The 17,276-nt window shown below is 69.6% G+C and carries 16 protein-coding genes and 1 tRNA gene; 4 read left to right on the top strand and 13 right to left on the bottom strand.

The window, feature by feature from the left end; translation table 11 throughout:
• From ACWEOZ_RS23370 to ACWEOZ_RS23345, 6 genes are all read right to left on the bottom strand, one after another.
• The coding region (locus ACWEOZ_RS23370) for an IS481 family transposase (RefSeq protein ID WP_451912795.1) at positions 1-748 on the bottom strand (748 nt) is incomplete at its 3' end.
• Between the two features lie 102 nt (positions 749-850).
• Positions 851-3,589 (bottom strand): pyruvate dehydrogenase (acetyl-transferring), homodimeric type, encoded by a 2,739-nt coding sequence (gene aceE, locus ACWEOZ_RS23365; protein ID WP_451912794.1) that lies wholly within the window; start codon positions 3,587-3,589, stop codon positions 851-853.
• Positions 3,590-3,738: 149 nt separating this feature from the next.
• The gene (locus ACWEOZ_RS23360; RefSeq protein WP_360548456.1) at positions 3,739-4,143 is read right to left on the bottom strand and encodes a YjbQ family protein; all 405 of its coding nucleotides are present in this window, start codon (positions 4,141-4,143) and stop codon (positions 3,739-3,741) included.
• Between the two features lie 210 nt (positions 4,144-4,353).
• Positions 4,354-5,151 (bottom strand): ABC transporter permease subunit, encoded by a 798-nt coding sequence (locus tag ACWEOZ_RS23355; protein WP_451912793.1) that lies wholly within the window; start codon positions 5,149-5,151, stop codon positions 4,354-4,356.
• The gene (locus ACWEOZ_RS23350; RefSeq protein WP_451912792.1) at positions 5,138-6,052 is read right to left on the bottom strand and encodes an ABC transporter ATP-binding protein; all 915 of its coding nucleotides are present in this window, start codon (positions 6,050-6,052) and stop codon (positions 5,138-5,140) included. The genes ACWEOZ_RS23355 and ACWEOZ_RS23350 overlap by 14 nt, the downstream gene beginning before the upstream one ends.
• Positions 6,045-6,512: a GbsR/MarR family transcriptional regulator gene (locus ACWEOZ_RS23345; RefSeq protein ID WP_451912791.1), complete on the bottom strand. Its 468-nt coding sequence runs from the start codon at positions 6,510-6,512 to the stop codon at positions 6,045-6,047. Before ACWEOZ_RS23345 ends, ACWEOZ_RS23350 begins: the two co-directional genes overlap by 8 nt.
• A gap of 129 nt (positions 6,513-6,641) precedes the next feature.
• Between ACWEOZ_RS23345 and ACWEOZ_RS23340 the strand changes: the two genes are divergently transcribed.
• From ACWEOZ_RS23340 to ACWEOZ_RS23325, 4 genes are all read left to right on the top strand, one after another.
• Positions 6,642-8,924 (top strand): thiamine pyrophosphate-dependent enzyme, encoded by a 2,283-nt coding sequence (locus tag ACWEOZ_RS23340; protein WP_451912790.1) that lies wholly within the window; start codon positions 6,642-6,644, stop codon positions 8,922-8,924.
• Between the two features lie 107 nt (positions 8,925-9,031).
• Entirely contained in the window at positions 9,032-9,463 is a 432-nt protein-coding gene (locus tag ACWEOZ_RS23335) for a DUF3052 domain-containing protein (protein ID WP_360820325.1), read from the top strand.
• A 77-nt stretch (positions 9,464-9,540) separates the two neighbouring features.
• Complete coding sequence (locus ACWEOZ_RS23330; protein WP_451912789.1) at positions 9,541-10,005, top strand: peroxiredoxin; 465 nt, start codon at positions 9,541-9,543, stop codon at positions 10,003-10,005.
• Between the two features lie 59 nt (positions 10,006-10,064).
• Positions 10,065-10,136: transfer RNA gene (locus ACWEOZ_RS23325), tRNA-Val, on the top strand.
• A 68-nt stretch (positions 10,137-10,204) separates the two neighbouring features.
• On the opposite strand, the gene ACWEOZ_RS23320 is transcribed toward ACWEOZ_RS23325, so the two are convergent.
• The 7 genes from ACWEOZ_RS23320 to ACWEOZ_RS23290 all read right to left on the bottom strand — a co-directional run bounded on the left by ACWEOZ_RS23320 (position 10,205) and on the right by ACWEOZ_RS23290 (position 17,188).
• Positions 10,205-11,521: a tyrosine-type recombinase/integrase gene (locus tag ACWEOZ_RS23320; protein ID WP_451912788.1), complete on the bottom strand. Its 1,317-nt coding sequence runs from the start codon at positions 11,519-11,521 to the stop codon at positions 10,205-10,207.
• A 12-nt stretch (positions 11,522-11,533) separates the two neighbouring features.
• Complete coding sequence (locus ACWEOZ_RS23315; RefSeq protein ID WP_451912787.1) at positions 11,534-11,899, bottom strand: helix-turn-helix domain-containing protein; 366 nt, start codon at positions 11,897-11,899, stop codon at positions 11,534-11,536.
• Between the two features lie 173 nt (positions 11,900-12,072).
• On the bottom strand, positions 12,073-14,025 hold the full coding sequence (locus ACWEOZ_RS23310) for a DUF3987 domain-containing protein (RefSeq protein ID WP_451912786.1): 1,953 nt from the start codon (positions 14,023-14,025) through the stop codon (positions 12,073-12,075).
• A 45-nt stretch (positions 14,026-14,070) separates the two neighbouring features.
• Positions 14,071-14,409 (bottom strand): hypothetical protein, encoded by a 339-nt coding sequence (locus ACWEOZ_RS23305; protein WP_451912785.1) that lies wholly within the window; start codon positions 14,407-14,409, stop codon positions 14,071-14,073.
• The gene (locus tag ACWEOZ_RS23300; protein WP_451912804.1) at positions 14,406-14,651 is read right to left on the bottom strand and encodes a hypothetical protein; all 246 of its coding nucleotides are present in this window, start codon (positions 14,649-14,651) and stop codon (positions 14,406-14,408) included. The genes ACWEOZ_RS23305 and ACWEOZ_RS23300 overlap by 4 nt, the downstream gene beginning before the upstream one ends.
• Positions 14,652-14,796: 145 nt before the next feature.
• Positions 14,797-17,022 (bottom strand): cell division protein FtsK, encoded by a 2,226-nt coding sequence (locus ACWEOZ_RS23295; RefSeq protein ID WP_451912784.1) that lies wholly within the window; start codon positions 17,020-17,022, stop codon positions 14,797-14,799.
• A gap of 19 nt (positions 17,023-17,041) precedes the next feature.
• Positions 17,042-17,188, bottom strand: a complete 147-nt coding sequence (locus ACWEOZ_RS23290) for a hypothetical protein (RefSeq protein ID WP_451912783.1) — start codon at positions 17,186-17,188, stop codon at positions 17,042-17,044.
• Between the last annotated feature and the right edge of the window lie 88 nt (positions 17,189-17,276).

Here is a 17,276-nt window from a genome sequence, read left to right as displayed (position 1 = left end):
TGTCACGCCAGAGGTGGGAGCGGTAGCAGGCGCCGTTGTCGGTCAGCACGCGCTGGACGGTGATGCCGGCGGCGGCGAAGAAGGCGTGGGCGCGTTGCCAGAAGCCGGCGGCGCTCTGCCGGGTCTCGTCGGGCAGGATTTCGGTGTAGGCCAGCCGGGAGTGGTCGTCTACGGCGTTGTGCAGGTACTGGTAGCCCAGGTTGGGTCGGTTGCTCAGTGTGCGGGGTCGGGCAGGGTCGCGGTGGGCTGAGCGGCGGCGTTGCCCGGCGGCGCGGCCCAGCATTTTGTGGCCGCCGCCGTCGGGGATGTTGCCGAGTTTCTTGATGTCGACGTGGACCAGCTCGCCGGGGGCGTGGTGTTCGTAGCGGCGCACGGCCTGGCCGGTGGCCCGGTCGAGGTGGGTGAGCCGGGCCAATCGGTAGCGGGTCAGGACGCGGTGGACCGTGGCCGGGTTCAGGCCGAGCAGGTAGGCGATCCGGGCGGGTCCCCACCGACGCTGGACCCGGACTTTGATGATGCGGCGTTCGGTGCGTGCCGGGGTCCGAGCCGGGCTGTGGTGCGGTCGTGAGGACCTGTCAGTCATGCCTGCCGGGCCGTGGCTGCAGTAGCGGTCGGCCCAGCGTTTCGCGGTTGTTGTGCTGACCTGGAAGCGTTCCGCGGCTCTGCGCAACGGCCAGCCGTCGTCGACGACGCAGCGGGCCAGACGCAGTCGGCCGGTCTCGGTCAAGGGTGCATTACGGTGGGGCATGAGGGCCTCCGGCAGGTCGGAGGGACGTCGCAATCCACACCGAACCCGAAGGCCCTCACCTACTTCAAGATCTCCCGTCACCAACGTCCCGGGTCAGTACACCTAGCTGTCGCCGCCGGTCTCGCCCACCGGGGCGGCGTTGACGTCGTCGATCGCGTACTTCTTAGCCGCCTCGGCCGGCACGTGCGCCGGGATCTTGCCGCTCAGTGCGAGCTGGCGCAGCGTGGCCACCGCGACGGACTCCGCGTCCACGTGGAAGTGGCGGCGCAGCGCGTGCCGGGTGTCGCTCATCCCGAAGCCGTCGGTGCCCAGCGACGTGTAGTCGTTCGGGATCCAGCGGCTGATCAGGTCGGGCACGGCCCGCATCCAGTCGCTGACCGCGATGGCCGGGCCCTCGGTGCCCTCCAGCTTGGTCCGGATGTACGGCTTGCGCGGCGCGTCACCGGGGTTGAGCAGGTTGTGCTCCTCGGTCTCGACGGCGTCGCGGCGCAGCTCCGTCCACGACGTCACCGACCACACGTCCGCGCCCACACCCCAGTCCTGGGCGAGCAGCTTCTGAGCCTTGAGCGCCCACTGCATGCCCATGCCGGAGGCGAGGATCTGCGCCTTGGGGCCGGTGGTCTCGGGCGCCGCCGCATAGCGGTAGATGCCCTTGAGCAGACCCTCGACGTCGACCCCGTCCGGCTCCACCGGCTGCAGGATCGGCTCGTTGTAGATGGTCAGGTAGTAGAAGACGTTCTCCTGGTGCTCGCCGTACATCCGGTGCAGGCCGTTCTCGACGATGTGCGCGATCTCGAACGCGAACGCCGGGTCGTACGCCACCACGGCCGGGTTCGTCGCCGCGATCAGCAGCGAGTGCCCGTCCTCGTGCTGCAGGCCCTCGCCGTTGAGCGTGGTCCGCCCGGCGGTCGCGCCCAGCAGGAAGCCGCGGGTCATCTGGTCGGCCGCCGCCCACAGCTCGTCGGCGGTGCGCTGGAAGCCGAACATCGAGTAGAAGATGTACAGCGGGATCATCGGCTCGTCGTGGGTGGCGTAAGAGGTGCCGGCCGCGATGAAGCTGGCGGTCGAACCGGCCTCGTTGATGCCCTCGTGCAGGATCTGCCCGCTCGTCGACTCCTTGTACGACAGGAAGAGCTCGCGGTCGACCGAGGTGTAGGTCTGGCCGTGCGGCGAGTAGATCTTCTTGGTCGGGAAGAGGGAGTCCATGCCGAACGTGCGCGCCTCGTCCGGGATGATCGGCACCCAGCGGGCCCCGAACTCCTTGTCGCGCATCAGGTCCTTGAGCAGGCGGACGAAGGCCATCGTGGTGGCGACCTTCTGCTTGCCCGAGCCGCGCTTGACGTCACCGAAGGTCTTCGACTCCGGGATCGCCAGCGACTTGTGCTTGGTGCGCCGGCTCGGCACGAAACCGCCCAGCTCCTTGCGGCGCTCGAGCATGTACTGCATCTCGTCGGACTTCTCACCCGGGTGGAAGTACGGCGGGAGGTACGGGTTGTCCTCCAGCTGCTTGTCCGGGATGTCGAGGTAGAGCCGGTCCCGGAACTGCTTGAGGTCGTCCAGGGTCAGCTTCTTCATCTGGTGCGTGGCGTTGCGGGCCTCGAAGTGCGAGCCCAGCGTCCAGCCCTTGACGGTCTTGGCCAGGATCACGGTGGGCTGGCCGGTGTGCTCGGTGGCCGCCTTGTAGGCCGCGTACAGCTTCTTGTAGTCGTGGCCGCCGCGCTTGAGGTTCCAGATCTGGTCGTCGGTCATGCCCTCGACCAGCTTGCGGGTGCGCGGGTCACGGCCGAAGAAGTTCTCCCGTACGTACGCGCCCGACTCGCCCTTGTAGGTCTGGTAGTCGCCGTCGGGCGTGACGTTCATGAGGTTGACCAGGGCGCCGTCGTTGTCGGCGGCGAGCAGCGAATCCCATTCGCGGCCCCAGACGACCTTGATGACGTTCCAGCCGGCACCCCGGAAGAACGACTCCATCTCCTGGATGATCTTGCCGTTGCCGCGGACCGGGCCGTCGAGGCGCTGCAGGTTGCAGTTGATGACGAAGGTGAGGTTGTCCAGCTCCTCGCGGGCGGCCAGGCCGATCGCGCCGAGCGACTCGACCTCGTCCATCTCACCGTCACCCAGGAACGCCCAGACGTGCTGCTGGCTGGTGTCCTTGATGCCGCGGTTGTGCAGGTAGCGGTTGTACCGGGCCTGGTAGATCGCGTTCAGCGGGCCGAGGCCCATGCTGACCGTCGGGAACTCCCAGAAGTTGTTCATCAGCCGGGGGTGCGGGTAGGACGGCAGGCCGCCACCCGGGTGCGAGAGCTCCTGGCGGAAGCCGTCCAGGTCGTTCTCGCTGAGCCGGCCCTCCAGGTACGCCCGGGCGTACATGCCCGGTGAGGCGTGACCCTGGAAGAAGATGTGGTCGCCGCCGCCGGGGTGCTCCTTGCCGCGGAAGAAGTGGTTCATGCCGACCTCGTAGAGGCTGGCGCTGGACGCGTACGTCGAGATGTGCCCGCCGACGCCGATCTCGGGCCGCTGCGCGCGGTGCACCAGCATCGCGGCGTTCCAGCGGATGTACGCCCGGATCCGGCGCTCGACGAACTCGTCACCGGGGAACCAGGGCTCCTGCTCGGGCGAGATCGTGTTGATGTAGTCCGTCGACGTCAGCGGCGGGACACCGACCTGTCGCTCCCGGGCCCGCTCGAGCAGGCGCAACATCACGTAGCGGGCGCGCTTGGCGCCACCTTCGTCGATGACTCCGTCGAGCGACTCGACCCACTCGCTGGTTTCCTCGGGGTCGATGTCCGGAAGCTGGCTCGGCAGGCCGTCGCTGATCACCGGGCGCTTGCGTTCCGTGGCCACAGGCATTCCTCTTGGTCGGTGTCGGACCGTGCGACTCATCGTGTGAACCGCACGGGAATGGTTCCATCCTGCCCCCTGGCGGTGTCTGTCGTCACGCCTACCGTCCGGGTACGCGACGCTCGACACACGTACTGAGCAGTAACTTGAGGTCAACCTGCGAGAAAGCTGAACCTCACCTGGCGCGACGGGTTGTCGCCGTTCGGGTCGACCAGGCAGATGGACTGCCAGGTGCCGAGCTGGATGCGCCCGCCGATGACCGGCAGGGACGCGTACGGGGGGATCCAGGCGGGCAGGACGTGATCGCGGCCGTGCCCGCGCGAGCCGTGCCGGTGCCGCCACTTGTCCTCGGCCGGCAGCAGCTCGTCGATGGCGGTGAGCAGGTCCTCGTCGGAGCCGGCCCCGGTCTCGATGATCGCCACCCCGGCGGTGGCGTGCGGCACGAAGACGTGCAGCAGCCCGTCGCCGCGGCCGCTGACGAACTGCTCGGCCTCGCCCGTGATGTCCCGGACGACCGGCCGGTCCCCGGTCCGGACGGTGATCACCGTGGTGTCCATAGCGGGGAAGTCTGCCATCAGGGCTGCGACGCCTCGTAACGGGCTTGCCTGGGTTTTCCGCCGCGGGCCGGCTCAGCCATAGAGGTCGAGGACGAGGAAGCAGACACCCACGACCACAAACCAGAGCCCGCACTGCGCGAGCCGGCCCAGCACCGCCATGATCCCAGCTGAGCACCCGTCCGCCGGCCCGCGCAGCCGTTCACCGCACTGTCACCCGCCGATGTCCCGGCGGCCGAAACGGAGCACGCCCACCGCGGCCAGGACGACCGCCGTGCCCGCCAGCGCCGCCGCGCCACCCCACTGCACACCGTTGGTCAGCGGCTCGCCGCCCAGATACCAGTGGAACGGCGACCCGGTCCGGGTCCACTCCAGGGCCGCGACCTGCGGGAAGACACTGTTCGCCAGGTACGCCAGCACCGCGACGCCCGCGCTCACACCCAGCGCCAGGCTCTTGCTGCCGGTCGCCGCGCCGACCGCGAAGGCCAGCGAGCCGAACATCGCGCCGAACAGCGCCAGGTGCACGTTCATCGCCAGGAAGCCGCCGGCCGACACCGTGTCCAGCTCGAACGGCGCTCGCAGGGCCACCAGCAGAGCGAACAGGACCACGGCGACCACCGCCATGCCGGTCAGCGCCGCGCCGAGCCGCTGCAGGGCCAGCCCGCGCCGGCTCACCGGATGCGCCAGCACCAGCTCGAGGGTCCCGGCCTCCTCGTCCCCGGCGACCGCGCGAGCGCCGGCGGCGATCATGAAGACCGCCACCAGCAGCGGCACCAGCAGCCCGTAGACCGCACCGCCCAGGTAACCCTGCGCGGTGCCCAGGTCGCCCGAGTTGAACGCGGCCAGCATGCCGTCCGGGTACGCCGCGAGCGCGTCGTGCATCTGCGGCGAGTTCACCGTCGGCCAGAACGCCGCGTACATGACAGCGACCGCCGCGATTGCCACCGTCCAGCCCGGCAGTGACCGCCGGGCGTCCCAGAGGGCCTTCGGGTAGACATCACGCAGGAACATGGTCGGCCTCCGGCCGCGCGTAGTAGTGGAAGAAGATCTCCTCCAGGTCCGGCTCCTCGCACAACAGGTCCCGCACCGTGTACCGCGACGCGGCCTTGACCAGCTCGTCCGTGTGCCCGGCGAGCCGCCCGCGCAGGGTCGGTCCCGCCACGGTCAGCTCGGTGAAGCCGGGCACCCGCGCGAAATCGGCGGCGTCGAAGGCACCGTCGAAGGTCAGCGTCACGCTGCGCAGGGCGTGCGCGCGCAGCGACTCGACACTCTCGACGGCGACCAGCCGGCCGTCGCGGATGATGCCGACCCGGTCGGCGGTGTGCTGCACCTCGCTCATCACGTGCGAGGACATGAAGACCGTCGCGCCCGCGCGCCGCGCCTCCTGGACCAGCCGCACGAACTCCTGCTGCAGGAACGGGTCCAGCCCGCTGGTCGGCTCGTCGAGCACCAGCAGCTCGGGGGAGTGCATGAAGGCCTGGATGACCCCGGCTTTCTGGCGGTTGCCCTTGGACAGACCCCGGATCTGGCGATCCAGTTCCAGACCCAGGCGGTCGGCGAGCTCGGCGATCCGCGCGGCCGGGACGCCACCGCGCAGATTTCCCAGGTACGTGAGCAGCTGGCGCGACGTCTGCCGGCCGTCGACGACGAAGTCACCGGCGAGGTGGCCGATCCGCCGGCGCAGCGCCACGCCGTCGGCGCGCGGGTCCAGGCCCAGCACGCGGACGGTGCCGCTGGTCGCTCGGATCAGGTCGAGCAGGATGCGGATGGTGGTCGACTTGCCGGCGCCGTTGGGGCCCAGGTAGCCGTACACCTCATTGGTCTTGACCTCGAGGTCGAGCCCCGCCAGGCCGCGCGTGCCGCGGCCGTAGGTCTTGACCAGGTCCTGGGTGGAGATGGCCAGGTCAGCCATCACTCCGTCCTCTCTGTTGGTCCTTGAACCGCTGGATGAGCTTGGGCAGCTCGGCCTCGATGAAGGCGTAGAAGTCGCGCGTGGTGCGCAGCCGCTCGGCGCCCGGGGCGTCCCCGCCGCCGACCAGCTGCAGACCGCGGTCCATCAGCTCCCGGAACTGGGTGAACTTCTCCGAGCCGGTGGCCCGCATCATCGCGTCCGGGGTCATCTCGTAGAACGAGCCGCGGCGCCCGGGCATGGCCACGCGCTGGATCAGGCCGCCGGTCTCGAGCATGCGCAGCCCGGCGCTGACCGAGCCTTTGGAGAGCCCGAGCGCGGCGGCCATCTCGGTGCCGCTCTGCGCGGCCGGCGTGCAGATCAGCAGCCAGCCCAGCAGTTTCCCGTACGCCAGGGGCATGCCCATGCCGGCCAGCACGACGCCGGCCTCCTCGGCGTAGCGGCGCTCGGCGCTGATGTCCACGTGTTCCCCTTGTTTCCAATGTTCAGTACGTTCTGAACTTACGCCCGCCAAAGATCGAAGACCAGCCATAAATCCGACCGAGTGTCCTAAGGCACTCACGCGCGGTGGCGGTGCTCGCCATGGTCGGCAATGCTGGGTCGCGTGACCACCCCGCAGAACCTCGACGAGCGCTTTCGTGACGCCGTCTCGGCCCTGCAGCCGAGCGGCCGGCGGCCGGCACCCGACGAACCGGTCCGCGACGGCTCGGCCCTCACCGGGGCCCGGGCCAGAGAGCTCTTCGACGCCCAGCTCACCAGCCGCCACCTCGACCTGGCCGCGCGCTGGCTGCGCAGTTTCAACGAGGGCTTCTACACGATCGGCTCGTCCGGCCACGAGGGGAACGCGGCGGTGGCGGCGGCCCTGCGGGTGGACGACCCGGCGCTGCTGCACTACCGGTCCGGCGGGTTCTACTGTGCCCGCGCGCTGCAGGCCGGCGTCGAGAGCGACGACGAGTCCCGCAAGGACCCGCTGGTCGAGGCGGCCCGCGACGTGCTGCGCGGGGTGGTGGCCGCGGCCACCGAGCCCATCGCCGGCGGCCGGCACAAGGTCTTCGGCCGCGCCGACCTGCGGATCGTCCCGACCACCTCCACCATCGCCTCGCACCTGCCGCGGGCCGTCGGCCTCGCCTTCGGCATCGCCCGCGGCAAGCAGACGCCCTGGCCCGCGGACGCCGTCGCGGTGGCGTCCTTCGGCGACGCGTCGGTCAATCACGCGACCGCCACCGCGGCCTTCAACACCGCCGGCTGGTACGACCACACCGGGCAGCGGTTGCCGCTGCTGCTGGTCTGCGAGGACAACGGGTACGGAATCAGCGTCCCGTCGCCCGACGGCTGGACGGCCGGGACGCTGCGCAGCCGGCCGGGCATCCGCTACTTCAGCGCCGACGGCTGCGACCTGGCGGCCACGTACGACGCCGCGCGTGAGGCCGCCGACTGGGTCCGCGAGCAGCGCCGCCCGGCCGTGCTGCACCTGACCATGGTCCGGCTCATGGGCCACGCCGGCGCCGACGCCGAGGTGGCGTACCGCCCGGCCGAGGAGATCACCCGCGACCTGGAACGCGACCCGCTGGTGGGCACCGCCCGGCTGCTCGTGGAGAGCGGCACCCTCGGCGTCGAGGAGCTGCTGACCCGCTACGACGAGGTGGGCTGGCAGGTCCGCAAGGTCGCCGAGGAGGTGCTCAACGAGCCCAAGCTGACCAGCGCGGCCGAGGTCATGGCCCCGCTGGCCCCGCGCCGCCCGCTGCGGACGGCCCGGACGATCGCCGACGCCGCCACCCGGGCCGCCGGCCCCGGCGCGCACGCCCGCTCCCGCACCTTCGGCGGCCGGCTGCCCGAGCAGGGCGGCCCGCTGACCCTGGCGCAGACCATCAACGCCACCCTGACCGACGCCCTGCTGGCCACCCCGGGCGCGGTCGTGTTCGGCGAGGACGTGGCCGTCAAGGGCGGCGTGTACGGCGTCACGAAGAACCTGCGGGACCGGTTCGGGGCCGAGCGGGTCTTCGACACCCTGCTCGACGAGACGTCCGTCCTGGGCCTCGGGCTGGGCGCCGGGCTGGCCGGGATGCTCCCGATCCCGGAGATCCAGTACCTGGCGTACCTGCACAACGCCGAGGACCAGCTGCGCGGCGAGGCGGCCACGATGGGCTTCTTCTCCAAGGGCGCGTTCCGTAACCCGATGGTCGTGCGGGTCGCCGGCCTGGCCTACCAGCAGAGCTTCGGGGGCCACTTCCACAACGACAACTCGGTGGCCGTGCTGCGCGACGTACCCGGGCTGGTCCTGGCCGTGCCGGCGCGGCCCGCGGACGCCGCACCGATGCTGCGGGCCTGCCTGGCCGCCGCGGCGGCCGACGGCAGCGTCTGCGTCTATCTGGAGCCGATCGCGCTCTACCACACCCGGGACCTGTACGAACCGGGCGACAACGAGTGGCTGGCGCCGTACGCGGGGCCCCTGGAGTGGGCGAACGCACACACGCCGATCGGGCGCGCCCGGACCTACCCGATCGGGTCGGCCGACAATCTGACCATCCTGACGTTCGGCAACGGGCTGCCGATGTCCCTGCGGGTGGCGGCCCGGCTCGCGGCCCAGGGGTACGGCTCGCGGGTGGTGGACCTGCGCTGGCTGTCCCCGCTGCCCACAGCCGACCTGGTCAGGGAGGCGTCAGCGACCGGACGGGTGCTGATCGTGGACGAGACGCGACGCTCGGGCGGCGTCGGCGAGGGCATCCTGGCGGCTCTCGTGGACGGCGGATTCGTCGGCGCGGCCAGCCGGGTGGCCGCCGCGGACTCCTTCGTTCCCCTGGGTCCGGCAGCACAACAGGTCCTGATCGGGGAAGATGCCATCACACAGGGTGCCCACGCGCTGCTGGCGCGGTAAATTGCCACACACTCGGTGCGCCACTTGCGCGCAGAGCCACAACTGTGTGGACTACCCAGACCGGGGCCGGCATCGGTCCCGACCACGGAACAAGGAGGCATTCGACAGTGAGCGCGACCGCTGGTCAGGCCGACGGCGTACGTAGCCCGGCGGACCGGTTCGGGATCGAACCGGACTCGGTCGTCATGGAGATGGGCTACGACGACGATGTCGACGAAGACCTCCGTGACGCCCTGGCCGAACGTTGTGGGGAGTTGGAAGACGAGGACACCGATGAGGTGGTCGACGCGGTACTGCTCTGGTACCGAGACGGCGACGGTGACCTGTTCGACCTGCTCACCAATGCTTTGGGGCCGCTCGCCGACACCGGAGTGGTGTGGCTGCTGACCCCGAAGGCCGGCCGCGAAGGCCACGTCGAGCCGAGTGAAGTGAGCGAGTCCGCGCAGACCGCCGGCCTCCAGCAGACCTCGACGGTGAACGCGGGCAAGGACTGGACGGCAGCCCGGCTGGTGTCCCCGCGAGGCGCGAAGAAGAAGTAGCTACGGCACTTCTGCCGGCCGGCGCCCCGAGAGACGGGCGACCGGCCATCCGACGTACGCCCGGCTATCGTGATCCCATGCCGATCGAGGTGGGAACGCAGGCGCCGGACTTCACGCTGAAGGACCAGAACAACCAGGAGGTCGCCCTCGCGGACTTCGCCGGCCGCAAGGCGGTCCTGCTGGTGTTCTACCCCCTGGCGTTCTCCGGCACCTGCCAGGGGGAGCTGGCCGAGATCCGCGACAACCTCCCGCAGTACGCGAACGACTACGTGCAGGTGCTGACGGTGAGCGTGGACTCGATCTACAGCCACAAGATCTGGGCCAACAACGAGGGCTTCACCTTCCCGATGCTGTCGGACTTCTGGCCGCACGGAGCGGTGGCGCAGGCATACGGGGTCTTCAACGACCAGGCGGGCGTGGCCAACCGCGGAACCTTCGTGATCGACAAGGAAGGCGTGGTCCGCTACGCCGACGAGCAGACCCCGGGCAACCGCCGCGACCAGAGAACCTGGCGGGACACCCTGAAAGAAACGATCTTCTAGGCCCTCCGGGCGCGGCAAACCGGAAGGGTACGATGACCACTCCGGTTACCACGGGAACCGGGCGCGTAGCTCAGTGGGAGAGCACTCGCCTTACAAGCGAGGGGTCGTAGGTTCGAAACCTACCGCGCCCACCCAACCCCACCAGCACGAACAGCGGGCACCAAGATCACTGGTGCCCGCTGCCGTCTCAGTTGCCGTCTCAGTTGTCCGTCGCGGCGCCTGCCTCGGGCGTCCATAGGAGGCCCTCAACCTGCTGCGCGATGCCAGCGACCAGTTCGGCGGTGACGTGCTGATACCGGGTCGTCATCGACATCTGCGACCAGCCCATGACCTCCATGACGGCCCGAGTCGGGACGCCGAGGACGAGCAGCATCGTGGCGGCCGTGTGCCTGGCGTCGTGCAGCCGGGCGTTGCGGACCCCCGCCGCTTGCAGCAGGGCCTTCCATGCGCGTTGGTCCGCTCCGCGATCGATCGGCCGGCCCTTCGGTTGGGTGAAGACCCAATCGCCTTTCTCCCAGAGTGGGCCGGCCGCCTCCCGTTCCTTTTCCTGCGCGGCCTGATGTTCGCGCAGTGCCCTGAGCAACGGCGCCGGGATACCGACCGCACGCTTGCCGGCCCGTGATTTCACGTCGACCTCGACCAGGCCGCCACCATGCCGCTGTGGGCACTTCATGGCGTGCCGTACGCAGCCAGGATCACAGGGTGGTGGGCAGGCTCGCGTGTGCCGATTGCACGGCTGCTTGCAGGGTTGCCTCTTGTGAAGCTTCTCGCCGCACGCTGTCGGATCGGCACAACCGTGCTGCCACGTCTGCCGCTGTAGCTGCTTAGGTGTGCGCAACACTCCCTTGTCGAGGTCCACACGGTTCCACCGCAGCCCGAGCGCTTCGCCTTTCCGCAGCCCGAGAGCGAGCGCCAGAGCGAACCGAACGCCGTTTCGCTGGGTCGCTGCCACAGCCAAGAGACGTTGAGCCTCTTCCACCGTGAACGGATCGATATCTTGATCGTCGAGCCGTGGCGCTTTCGCCAGGCTGGCGACGTTGCGTGTGATGTGCCCGCGCCGTAGAGCTTCATTGAGCGCTGTCTTGACGGTGCGGTGCGTCTGATGCGCTGTGCCGGCGGCGGCACCTTCGCGCATCATGCGCGCGTATAGGCGTTCCAAGTGTTCCGGTTCCAGCCGGTCCAGGCGATGCGCGCCCAGGCCGGGGATCAGGTGCTTGTACACGGCGGCCCGGTAGCCCACCATCGTGTTGTATCGCACCGATGGAGCGGCGATTGTTTCCACCCAGTGCGTCAACCATTTCGCCACGGTCCACTTCGGTCCGGCCTTGCGAACATTGCCGGAGTCGCGTTCTCGTTCCAGACTGCGGACCTCCCGGGTAACTTCTTTCTCAGTCTTTCGCTCGACGTGCCGTCGGTCGGGACTACCGTCGTCCTTGATGCCCATCGTGACGCGGCCGTGCCATTTACCGTCCTTGCCGAGATAGATGGTCGATTCACCGTTAGCCTTGCGGCCCATGTCGTAGCTCCTTTAGGCGGCGGCCGGGACGTCTGCGGACTGTTCCAGCAACTGGGTGAGGTAATCGGCAATGCAACTGGATGGAACACGGCGCGACCGGCCGATCGTGACCGAGCGGACTTGGCCGCTCATCACGAGTTCGTACATGGCGGTACGGCCGATTTTGAGTTGCTGTGCTGCCTCAGCGACGGTGTAGACGAAATCCGGGCTCTGCGTTTCCACTTCGGCTTTCCCCATTCCGATGCGGGCGATGGTGCTGGCACGGTGCTTATTGGCGCTGTGAGCGCGTTTCGTCGTCTCGGGGTTCTCTAGAAGTGCCTGCGGAGGTGCAGGTGCGGGTGGGCTCCTAGCGGGCCGCTGAGAGCGCTGTAGAGCCATGATTTGAATGCTGAAATATGGAACGGATAGGCCGGATTCTGGCTCTGAGCGGGTCGGTCTCGGCCTCGGCTCGGCGTCGCCAAGGGCCGGAGCAGGCCTGACACAACTGACAGAACTGACAGAACCTCGGTCGGGGTGGGGTTGTGTCAGTTGTGTCAGTTCTGTCAGGGCCATCACGCGGCCCGCCGGGCAGCGTCGAGCGCGTGCACGGTTGCGGCAGGCCGGTGCACGTCGGGGTGTACGAGGTAGCTGGGCGACGGTGGCCGGCCTCCGGTCCGTTTCGGGGCGGGCGGGTCGAGCTTATGGAGGTAGCCGTGGGCTTCCAGGACGGCGAGCACGGGATCGAGGTCGGCCATCGTCTTGAGCTGGCTGGACTGCACGGCGCGGAAGAGCTCCCGCTTGGTGAAGGCCGTTGAGGTGGTGCGTTCGATCCAGGCGAGCACGTGCCGGGCGTTGCGGGTGCTCTGGTCGGCGCCCATGTCGTCGAAGGCGGCCAGGGCGTGCGCGGCGTAGTAGTCGCCGATCATCGCTGCGCGTTCGATGGTGTCGGCGCTGACCGGTTGTCCCCAGCCGTCGCGCAGGTTCTCGGCGAGGTGGATCAGTCCGGCGATCCGTACGACGGCGCCGGTGTACTTCGATCCCCAGTCCACGATGTGCGCCCATGCCCCGCCGGGTGCGAGCCGGGGTTCTACCGCGCGTTCGATGTCGAGCACGAGGTTGTTGGCGTCCGGGGTGAGGACCAGCACGGCCGGGTCGGTCCACTCGGCGAGGGTGAGAACCAGGGCGTGGAGGTTGGTCAGGTAGTCGGCGGCGACCGCGGTGGGGATCGGGTCGGCGCCGATTTTGCGGCGGCCGACGGTGTTCTCTGGCAGGGCGAACAGAATCCGGGCGAGCAGCCCCAGCCCCCGGAAGCCGGGCATGCAGGCGATGTCGCGCAGGATCTCCGGCTGCACGGCCAAACCCATCGTCAGGGCGGGTTTGTCGATGTGTTCGGTGTCGCGGGACTGGCGGCCGACGCGGAGCATGTCTCCGGCGTGGCCTTTCAGGAACACTTCCAGGTTGGGGGTGCCGGAGTACCGGCCTGCGATGGTGGCGAAGATCCCGCCCTCCGGCGATAGAACGGCGAGCCGGCCGCCTTGCGCGGCGAGCCATGACGTGGCGGTTTCGCTGGTCACGTCGTCGGCGATCAGGACGGGCTTGACCGGCACCGTGATGGCTTCGGCGTTCATCGCGGCCGCGGTCGCCTCAGCGATCAGGGTGTCCCTGCCCGACGGGTCAGCGTTGGCAGCGGCGAGGGCCGTTTTCTCGGCGGCTTTCCCGGCGACTTTGGCCATCAGTTCGGCTTCGATGATCGCGGGTGCGGCCCGCTCGATCAGGGTTTTCTCGGCGGCCAGGATCGGGGCGACCATCGCCGCGAACACGGCGCTCTTGCGGGATCCGGGCGGCAGGACAACGACGGTGTAGAGGTTGGTGGGTTCGCGCCAGGAGCCGCGGACCTCCACCTCGGCGCGTCCGCCGGCGGCGGTGGACAGGCACGCCAGGGCGATACTCCCGGCGAGGTCGACCGGGGTTTGCGTGAACTCTGCGACCGCGAACACCTGCTCGGCGAGCCATCCGGGCAGCAACTCGGCCGGGAACGGCGGCAGGTGCCGGCCACGCCCGAGCGGGATCAACGGCGACCACCCGCCCGGGGTGTCCGCGTCGTCCAGCAGCGCGCGGCCGGTCGCCACCACCTCGGCCGCGTCGGCGCCGGAGGCGGCGAGGGCGGCGAGCTGGGTGCCGAGGTCGGCGACCTTTCGCCGCTTGGCGTGCCCGGCCACGATCGCGGCGTAGTGGCCAGCGTTCGCGGCCGAGGGGACTTCGGCGGTCAGCGTGTGCAGGTACGGGGCACCACCCACCTTGCCGAGGTCGCCAGCCTCGGCCAGGTGCGCCGTCACCGTGATGGGGTCGGTCGGGGTGCCAGCGGCGTGCATGGCGCACATCGACTCCCATAACACGCCGTGCGCCGGGCGGCCGAAGTCGGACGGGGCGAGGGTGGCGGCGAGGTCGGCCATCAGGTGCGGGGCGAGCAGGGCGGCACCGATGACGGCCTGCTCGGCGGCCAGGTCGAACGCGTCGTATGACATGTGTCGGCTCCTCTCGGTCAAGGGCGGGTTAGTGGCCGCGGGGCGTCACGCGGCCCGCCGGTCGATCGCGGGCCGTTCGGGCCGGCGGCGCAGCACACTGGGCCGGACCGCGATGGCGGCGAACAGCTCGCGCATGAGCCGCAGCGCCGTGGCGATCTGCCATCGCGCGCCGTTTTCGGTGTGGTGCAAGGGGATCCGGGCGCGGATCTCGGCGTACTCGATGTCTGCGGCGCGGACGCGGGTGATGACGGCCCGGCCGCCGATGCCGTCGGCGATCAGGTCAGCGGAGCGGTGCTCGTTGATGCCGCAGCGGTGGTCGCGGGTACACCACGCGGTGTGCTCGGTGGGTCGGCGGTGGAAGCGGGCCATCGTGCGGGCGGTCATCGGTTGCCCGCCTTGTACTCGCCGCGCAGGTACTCGTAGAAGCGGCGGCCGATGCGGACTCGGCGGCCGGTGCCCTCGCAGCGGGGGCAGTGTCGGAATGCCTTGGTGAAGATCCGGGAGTAGATCCGTCCGTCCCGGCAGCGAGGGCGGCGGCAGCGGCCGAACGGGAACGCGGCACACATGATCAGGTAGAACGCTGTGTAACCGAGAATGGTCAGGCTAGCTAGCGCGGCGAGGGTCATCACGAAGTGCCTCCACAGGCCGTTTTCAGGGTGTGCGGGGCCAGCGCCGCTAGGGGCTAGGGCGCTGATCAGGGATTGTTTGTGTCGCTAGCGGTGCCGCTAGGTCTAGCGGTGGGTGCCGCTAGACCTAGCGGCCGATCGTGGCCTACTTCCGGCCGCCGCCACCGTTGTCGCGGTCACGGTTGGTGAGCGCTTCCAGGACGTGGGCGCGGGTGATGCCTTTACGGTTGCCGCTCTCGTCGGTGCCGGGGTCGTTGCCCCAGACCTGTCCGGTCTTGATCCCGTGCGGCTTGAGGGCCTCGCGGAGCTGGTCGGCGGTGAACCCGGCGTAGACCTCGGGCCGCAGCACGGCAAGGCGCTTGACGATCACCGTCGACCACAGCTTCGGATCGGTGTCGGACATGACCGCTAGGACGTCTTCGAGGATGGTGTCGCGGCGCAGCGTCTCGGTGCTGACGGTGTGCCCGGCGGCGTGGCCAGTGATGTTGCCGGCCTTCTCCCGCAGCACCCGCGCCCGGGCCACGACAGCCTTCGCGGTGGGGCCGTCGACTTCGAACGTGCGGGTGATGGTCGGGTCGTCTCCCTCGCCGGCGAGGTAGCCGATGCCCTTGTCGCGCTTGGCGAACATGGTGGCGCGGGTGCCGCTTTTGAACATCGACTGGCCGAGGACCATGTCGTTCTCGCGCCAGCCCATGACCTTGAGGCAGAACCGCAGCACCGCGTTGGCGCTGATGCCGATCGGCAGGCTCTTGTCGTCCGGGCGCTGGGTGCCCAGGCCGAGCATGATCCCGGTGGCCGGACCACGCTTGACCAGGTCGGTGCAGATCTGTTCGAACTCGTCGCCGTACGTCGGGTGCTCGAACCAGATCTGGCACTCGTCCACGCCGATCACGATCGGGTGCAAACCCAGTGACTTCTTCGACGCCAGGTCGTCGGTGACCTTGTTCTCCGGGCACAGGTCGGCCGGCAGCTCGCGGATCACCTTGGTCCGGCGTCGCATCTCGGTGCGCATCTCGCGCATCGCGGCGATGCCGTACTCGATGTCTTCCTCGTCGTCACCGGCGCGGTAGCGGTGGGCGACCGGCTCCAACGGGCTGAAGTCGCCGGTGCCCTTGAGGTCGAACGCCAGCACCCAGGAACGCGGGTCCAGGCATGCGCCGAGCAGGGCCAGCCGCAGCGCGAACGTTTTACCCATACGCGGGATCGAGCCGACGATCATCGAGGCGAACATGAGGGTGAGGGTGACGACCCGGCCGCGGGGGTCGGTGCCGAACGCGAAGGGCTTGAACAGGTTGACCGTGCCCGTCTTAAGTAGCGGCCAGGCGCCTTGCTTGGCGCGGGAGAGGTCCTTGTCGGGGACGAACAGCATCAGCATGCCGGGGTGTACCTCGGCGTTGACCTCCGGCCACACACACCCCAGTGGGCGGGTCAGCGCTGCGGCCAGTTCCTCGCGCTTGTCAACCACGGTGGAGGCGGTGACGCCGCGCGGGAGTTCGACCTCGGCGCGCCAGCCGGTGCCGTTCTCCCGGGTGATCGGCGCGGTGAACCAGCGCTTGCCGTTGTCGCCGCGCCGGATGGCGTCGTTGATGCCCTTGATGTTCAGCGCGGCCAGGGCGGAGAACACCTCGGCAGAGGTGAGCGGGGCCGCGTCGCGGCGCACGACGGCGGTGTCCAACAGCGGCTTGTCCGCCGGTGCGCCGACGATCCCGCACAGCAGCAGCACGCCGGCCAGTGCCGTCCACTGCGTCGAGGCCGGGGCCAGCATGAGCGCGCCGACGGCAAGGACTAAGGCGAGGGCCAGGGTGATGGTGACCATGCCGCGCCAGCGCACTCGCCGGTCGCGCTTGTTGGTCAGCCGGTCGTACATCTTGGCTTCCTCGGGCCGGTCGATCGCGGCCCGCACGATCGACTGACGCACGGGCTCACCCTCCAGGTCCCACAGCCACCGGTTGTAGCCACGGCAGATCCGGCCGAAGCCACGCGGTGCCCGCACGGCCAGCTTGACGCCGTACTTCGGCGTCCGTAGCCCGTGATAAGCGAGGGAGTGCAGGCCGAATCCGGCCGCCCACGCCAGGTTCCGGCCGAACTCGGCGCCAGACTTCAACCACGAGGGCACGATCGGCACGCGGGTCGCGTCGCGGAAGCCCGACAGGGTGAACCGCGGCCGGCGCTGCGCGTCGATGCTGTCGACCATCACCGGCGCGCCCTCGGTGTTGTCGGTGTCGTCCGGCTCGGTCTCGTCGGCGTTCGGGTCGGCCGGCAGGGTGCCGGTGCGGCGGGTCCGGGCGGCGTCCAGGTCGACCACCTCGCCGAGGTCGGACCCGGCGGCCGTCCAGTCGAAATCGTTCGCGTCGTGGTCGGGGGTGCTCATCAGCTGGCTCCGTTCCGGCTCAGGACGCGCTGGACGCGACGGCCTGGCAGCAGTCCGGGCAGTCGGTGGGGGCCTTGGCGTTGCCGTGCAGGGCGAGCGGGCAGCCGCACGACAGCAGGATCCAGCGGGCGGCGAGAGTGACGCGGCGGGTGAGGTGCGAGAACATGGGTGTCTCCCTCGGAGGTCCTTCGGGACTGATGGGTAGAAGACCGGCGGCACGGCATCTGCTTGGCGGTAGGGGCCGTGCCGCCGGG

The sequence above is a fragment of the Actinoplanes sp. NPDC004185 genome (assembly GCF_053603475.1).
This window is presented reverse-complemented; position numbering and strand designations above follow the sequence as displayed.

What these genes read in the sequence shown, in the direction of transcription:
- ACWEOZ_RS23360 (WP_360548456.1), bottom strand. Translation starts at nt 4,143, where the DNA reads ATGGACACCACGGTGATCACCGTCCGGACCGGGGACCGGCCGGTCGTC.
- ACWEOZ_RS23355 (WP_451912793.1), bottom strand. Translation starts at nt 5,151, where the DNA reads ATGTTCCTGCGTGATGTCTACCCGAAGGCCCTCTGGGACGCCCGGCGG.
- ACWEOZ_RS23350 (WP_451912792.1), bottom strand. Translation starts at nt 6,052, where the DNA reads ATGGCTGACCTGGCCATCTCCACCCAGGACCTGGTCAAGACCTACGGC.
- ACWEOZ_RS23340 (WP_451912790.1), top strand. Translation starts at nt 6,642, where the DNA reads ATGCTGGGTCGCGTGACCACCCCGCAGAACCTCGACGAGCGCTTTCGT.
- ACWEOZ_RS23330 (WP_451912789.1), top strand. Translation starts at nt 9,541, where the DNA reads ATGCCGATCGAGGTGGGAACGCAGGCGCCGGACTTCACGCTGAAGGAC.
- ACWEOZ_RS23320 (WP_451912788.1), bottom strand. Translation starts at nt 11,521, where the DNA reads ATGGGCCGCAAGGCTAACGGTGAATCGACCATCTATCTCGGCAAGGAC.
- ACWEOZ_RS23315 (WP_451912787.1), bottom strand. Translation starts at nt 11,899, where the DNA reads ATGGCTCTACAGCGCTCTCAGCGGCCCGCTAGGAGCCCACCCGCACCT.
- ACWEOZ_RS23310 (WP_451912786.1), bottom strand. Translation starts at nt 14,025, where the DNA reads ATGTCATACGACGCGTTCGACCTGGCCGCCGAGCAGGCCGTCATCGGT.
- ACWEOZ_RS23305 (WP_451912785.1), bottom strand. Translation starts at nt 14,409, where the DNA reads ATGACCGCCCGCACGATGGCCCGCTTCCACCGCCGACCCACCGAGCAC.
- ACWEOZ_RS23300 (WP_451912804.1), bottom strand. Translation starts at nt 14,651, where the DNA reads ATGACCCTCGCCGCGCTAGCTAGCCTGACCATTCTCGGTTACACAGCG.
- ACWEOZ_RS23295 (WP_451912784.1), bottom strand. Translation starts at nt 17,022, where the DNA reads ATGAGCACCCCCGACCACGACGCGAACGATTTCGACTGGACGGCCGCC.
- ACWEOZ_RS23290 (WP_451912783.1), bottom strand. Translation starts at nt 17,188, where the DNA reads ATGTTCTCGCACCTCACCCGCCGCGTCACTCTCGCCGCCCGCTGGATC.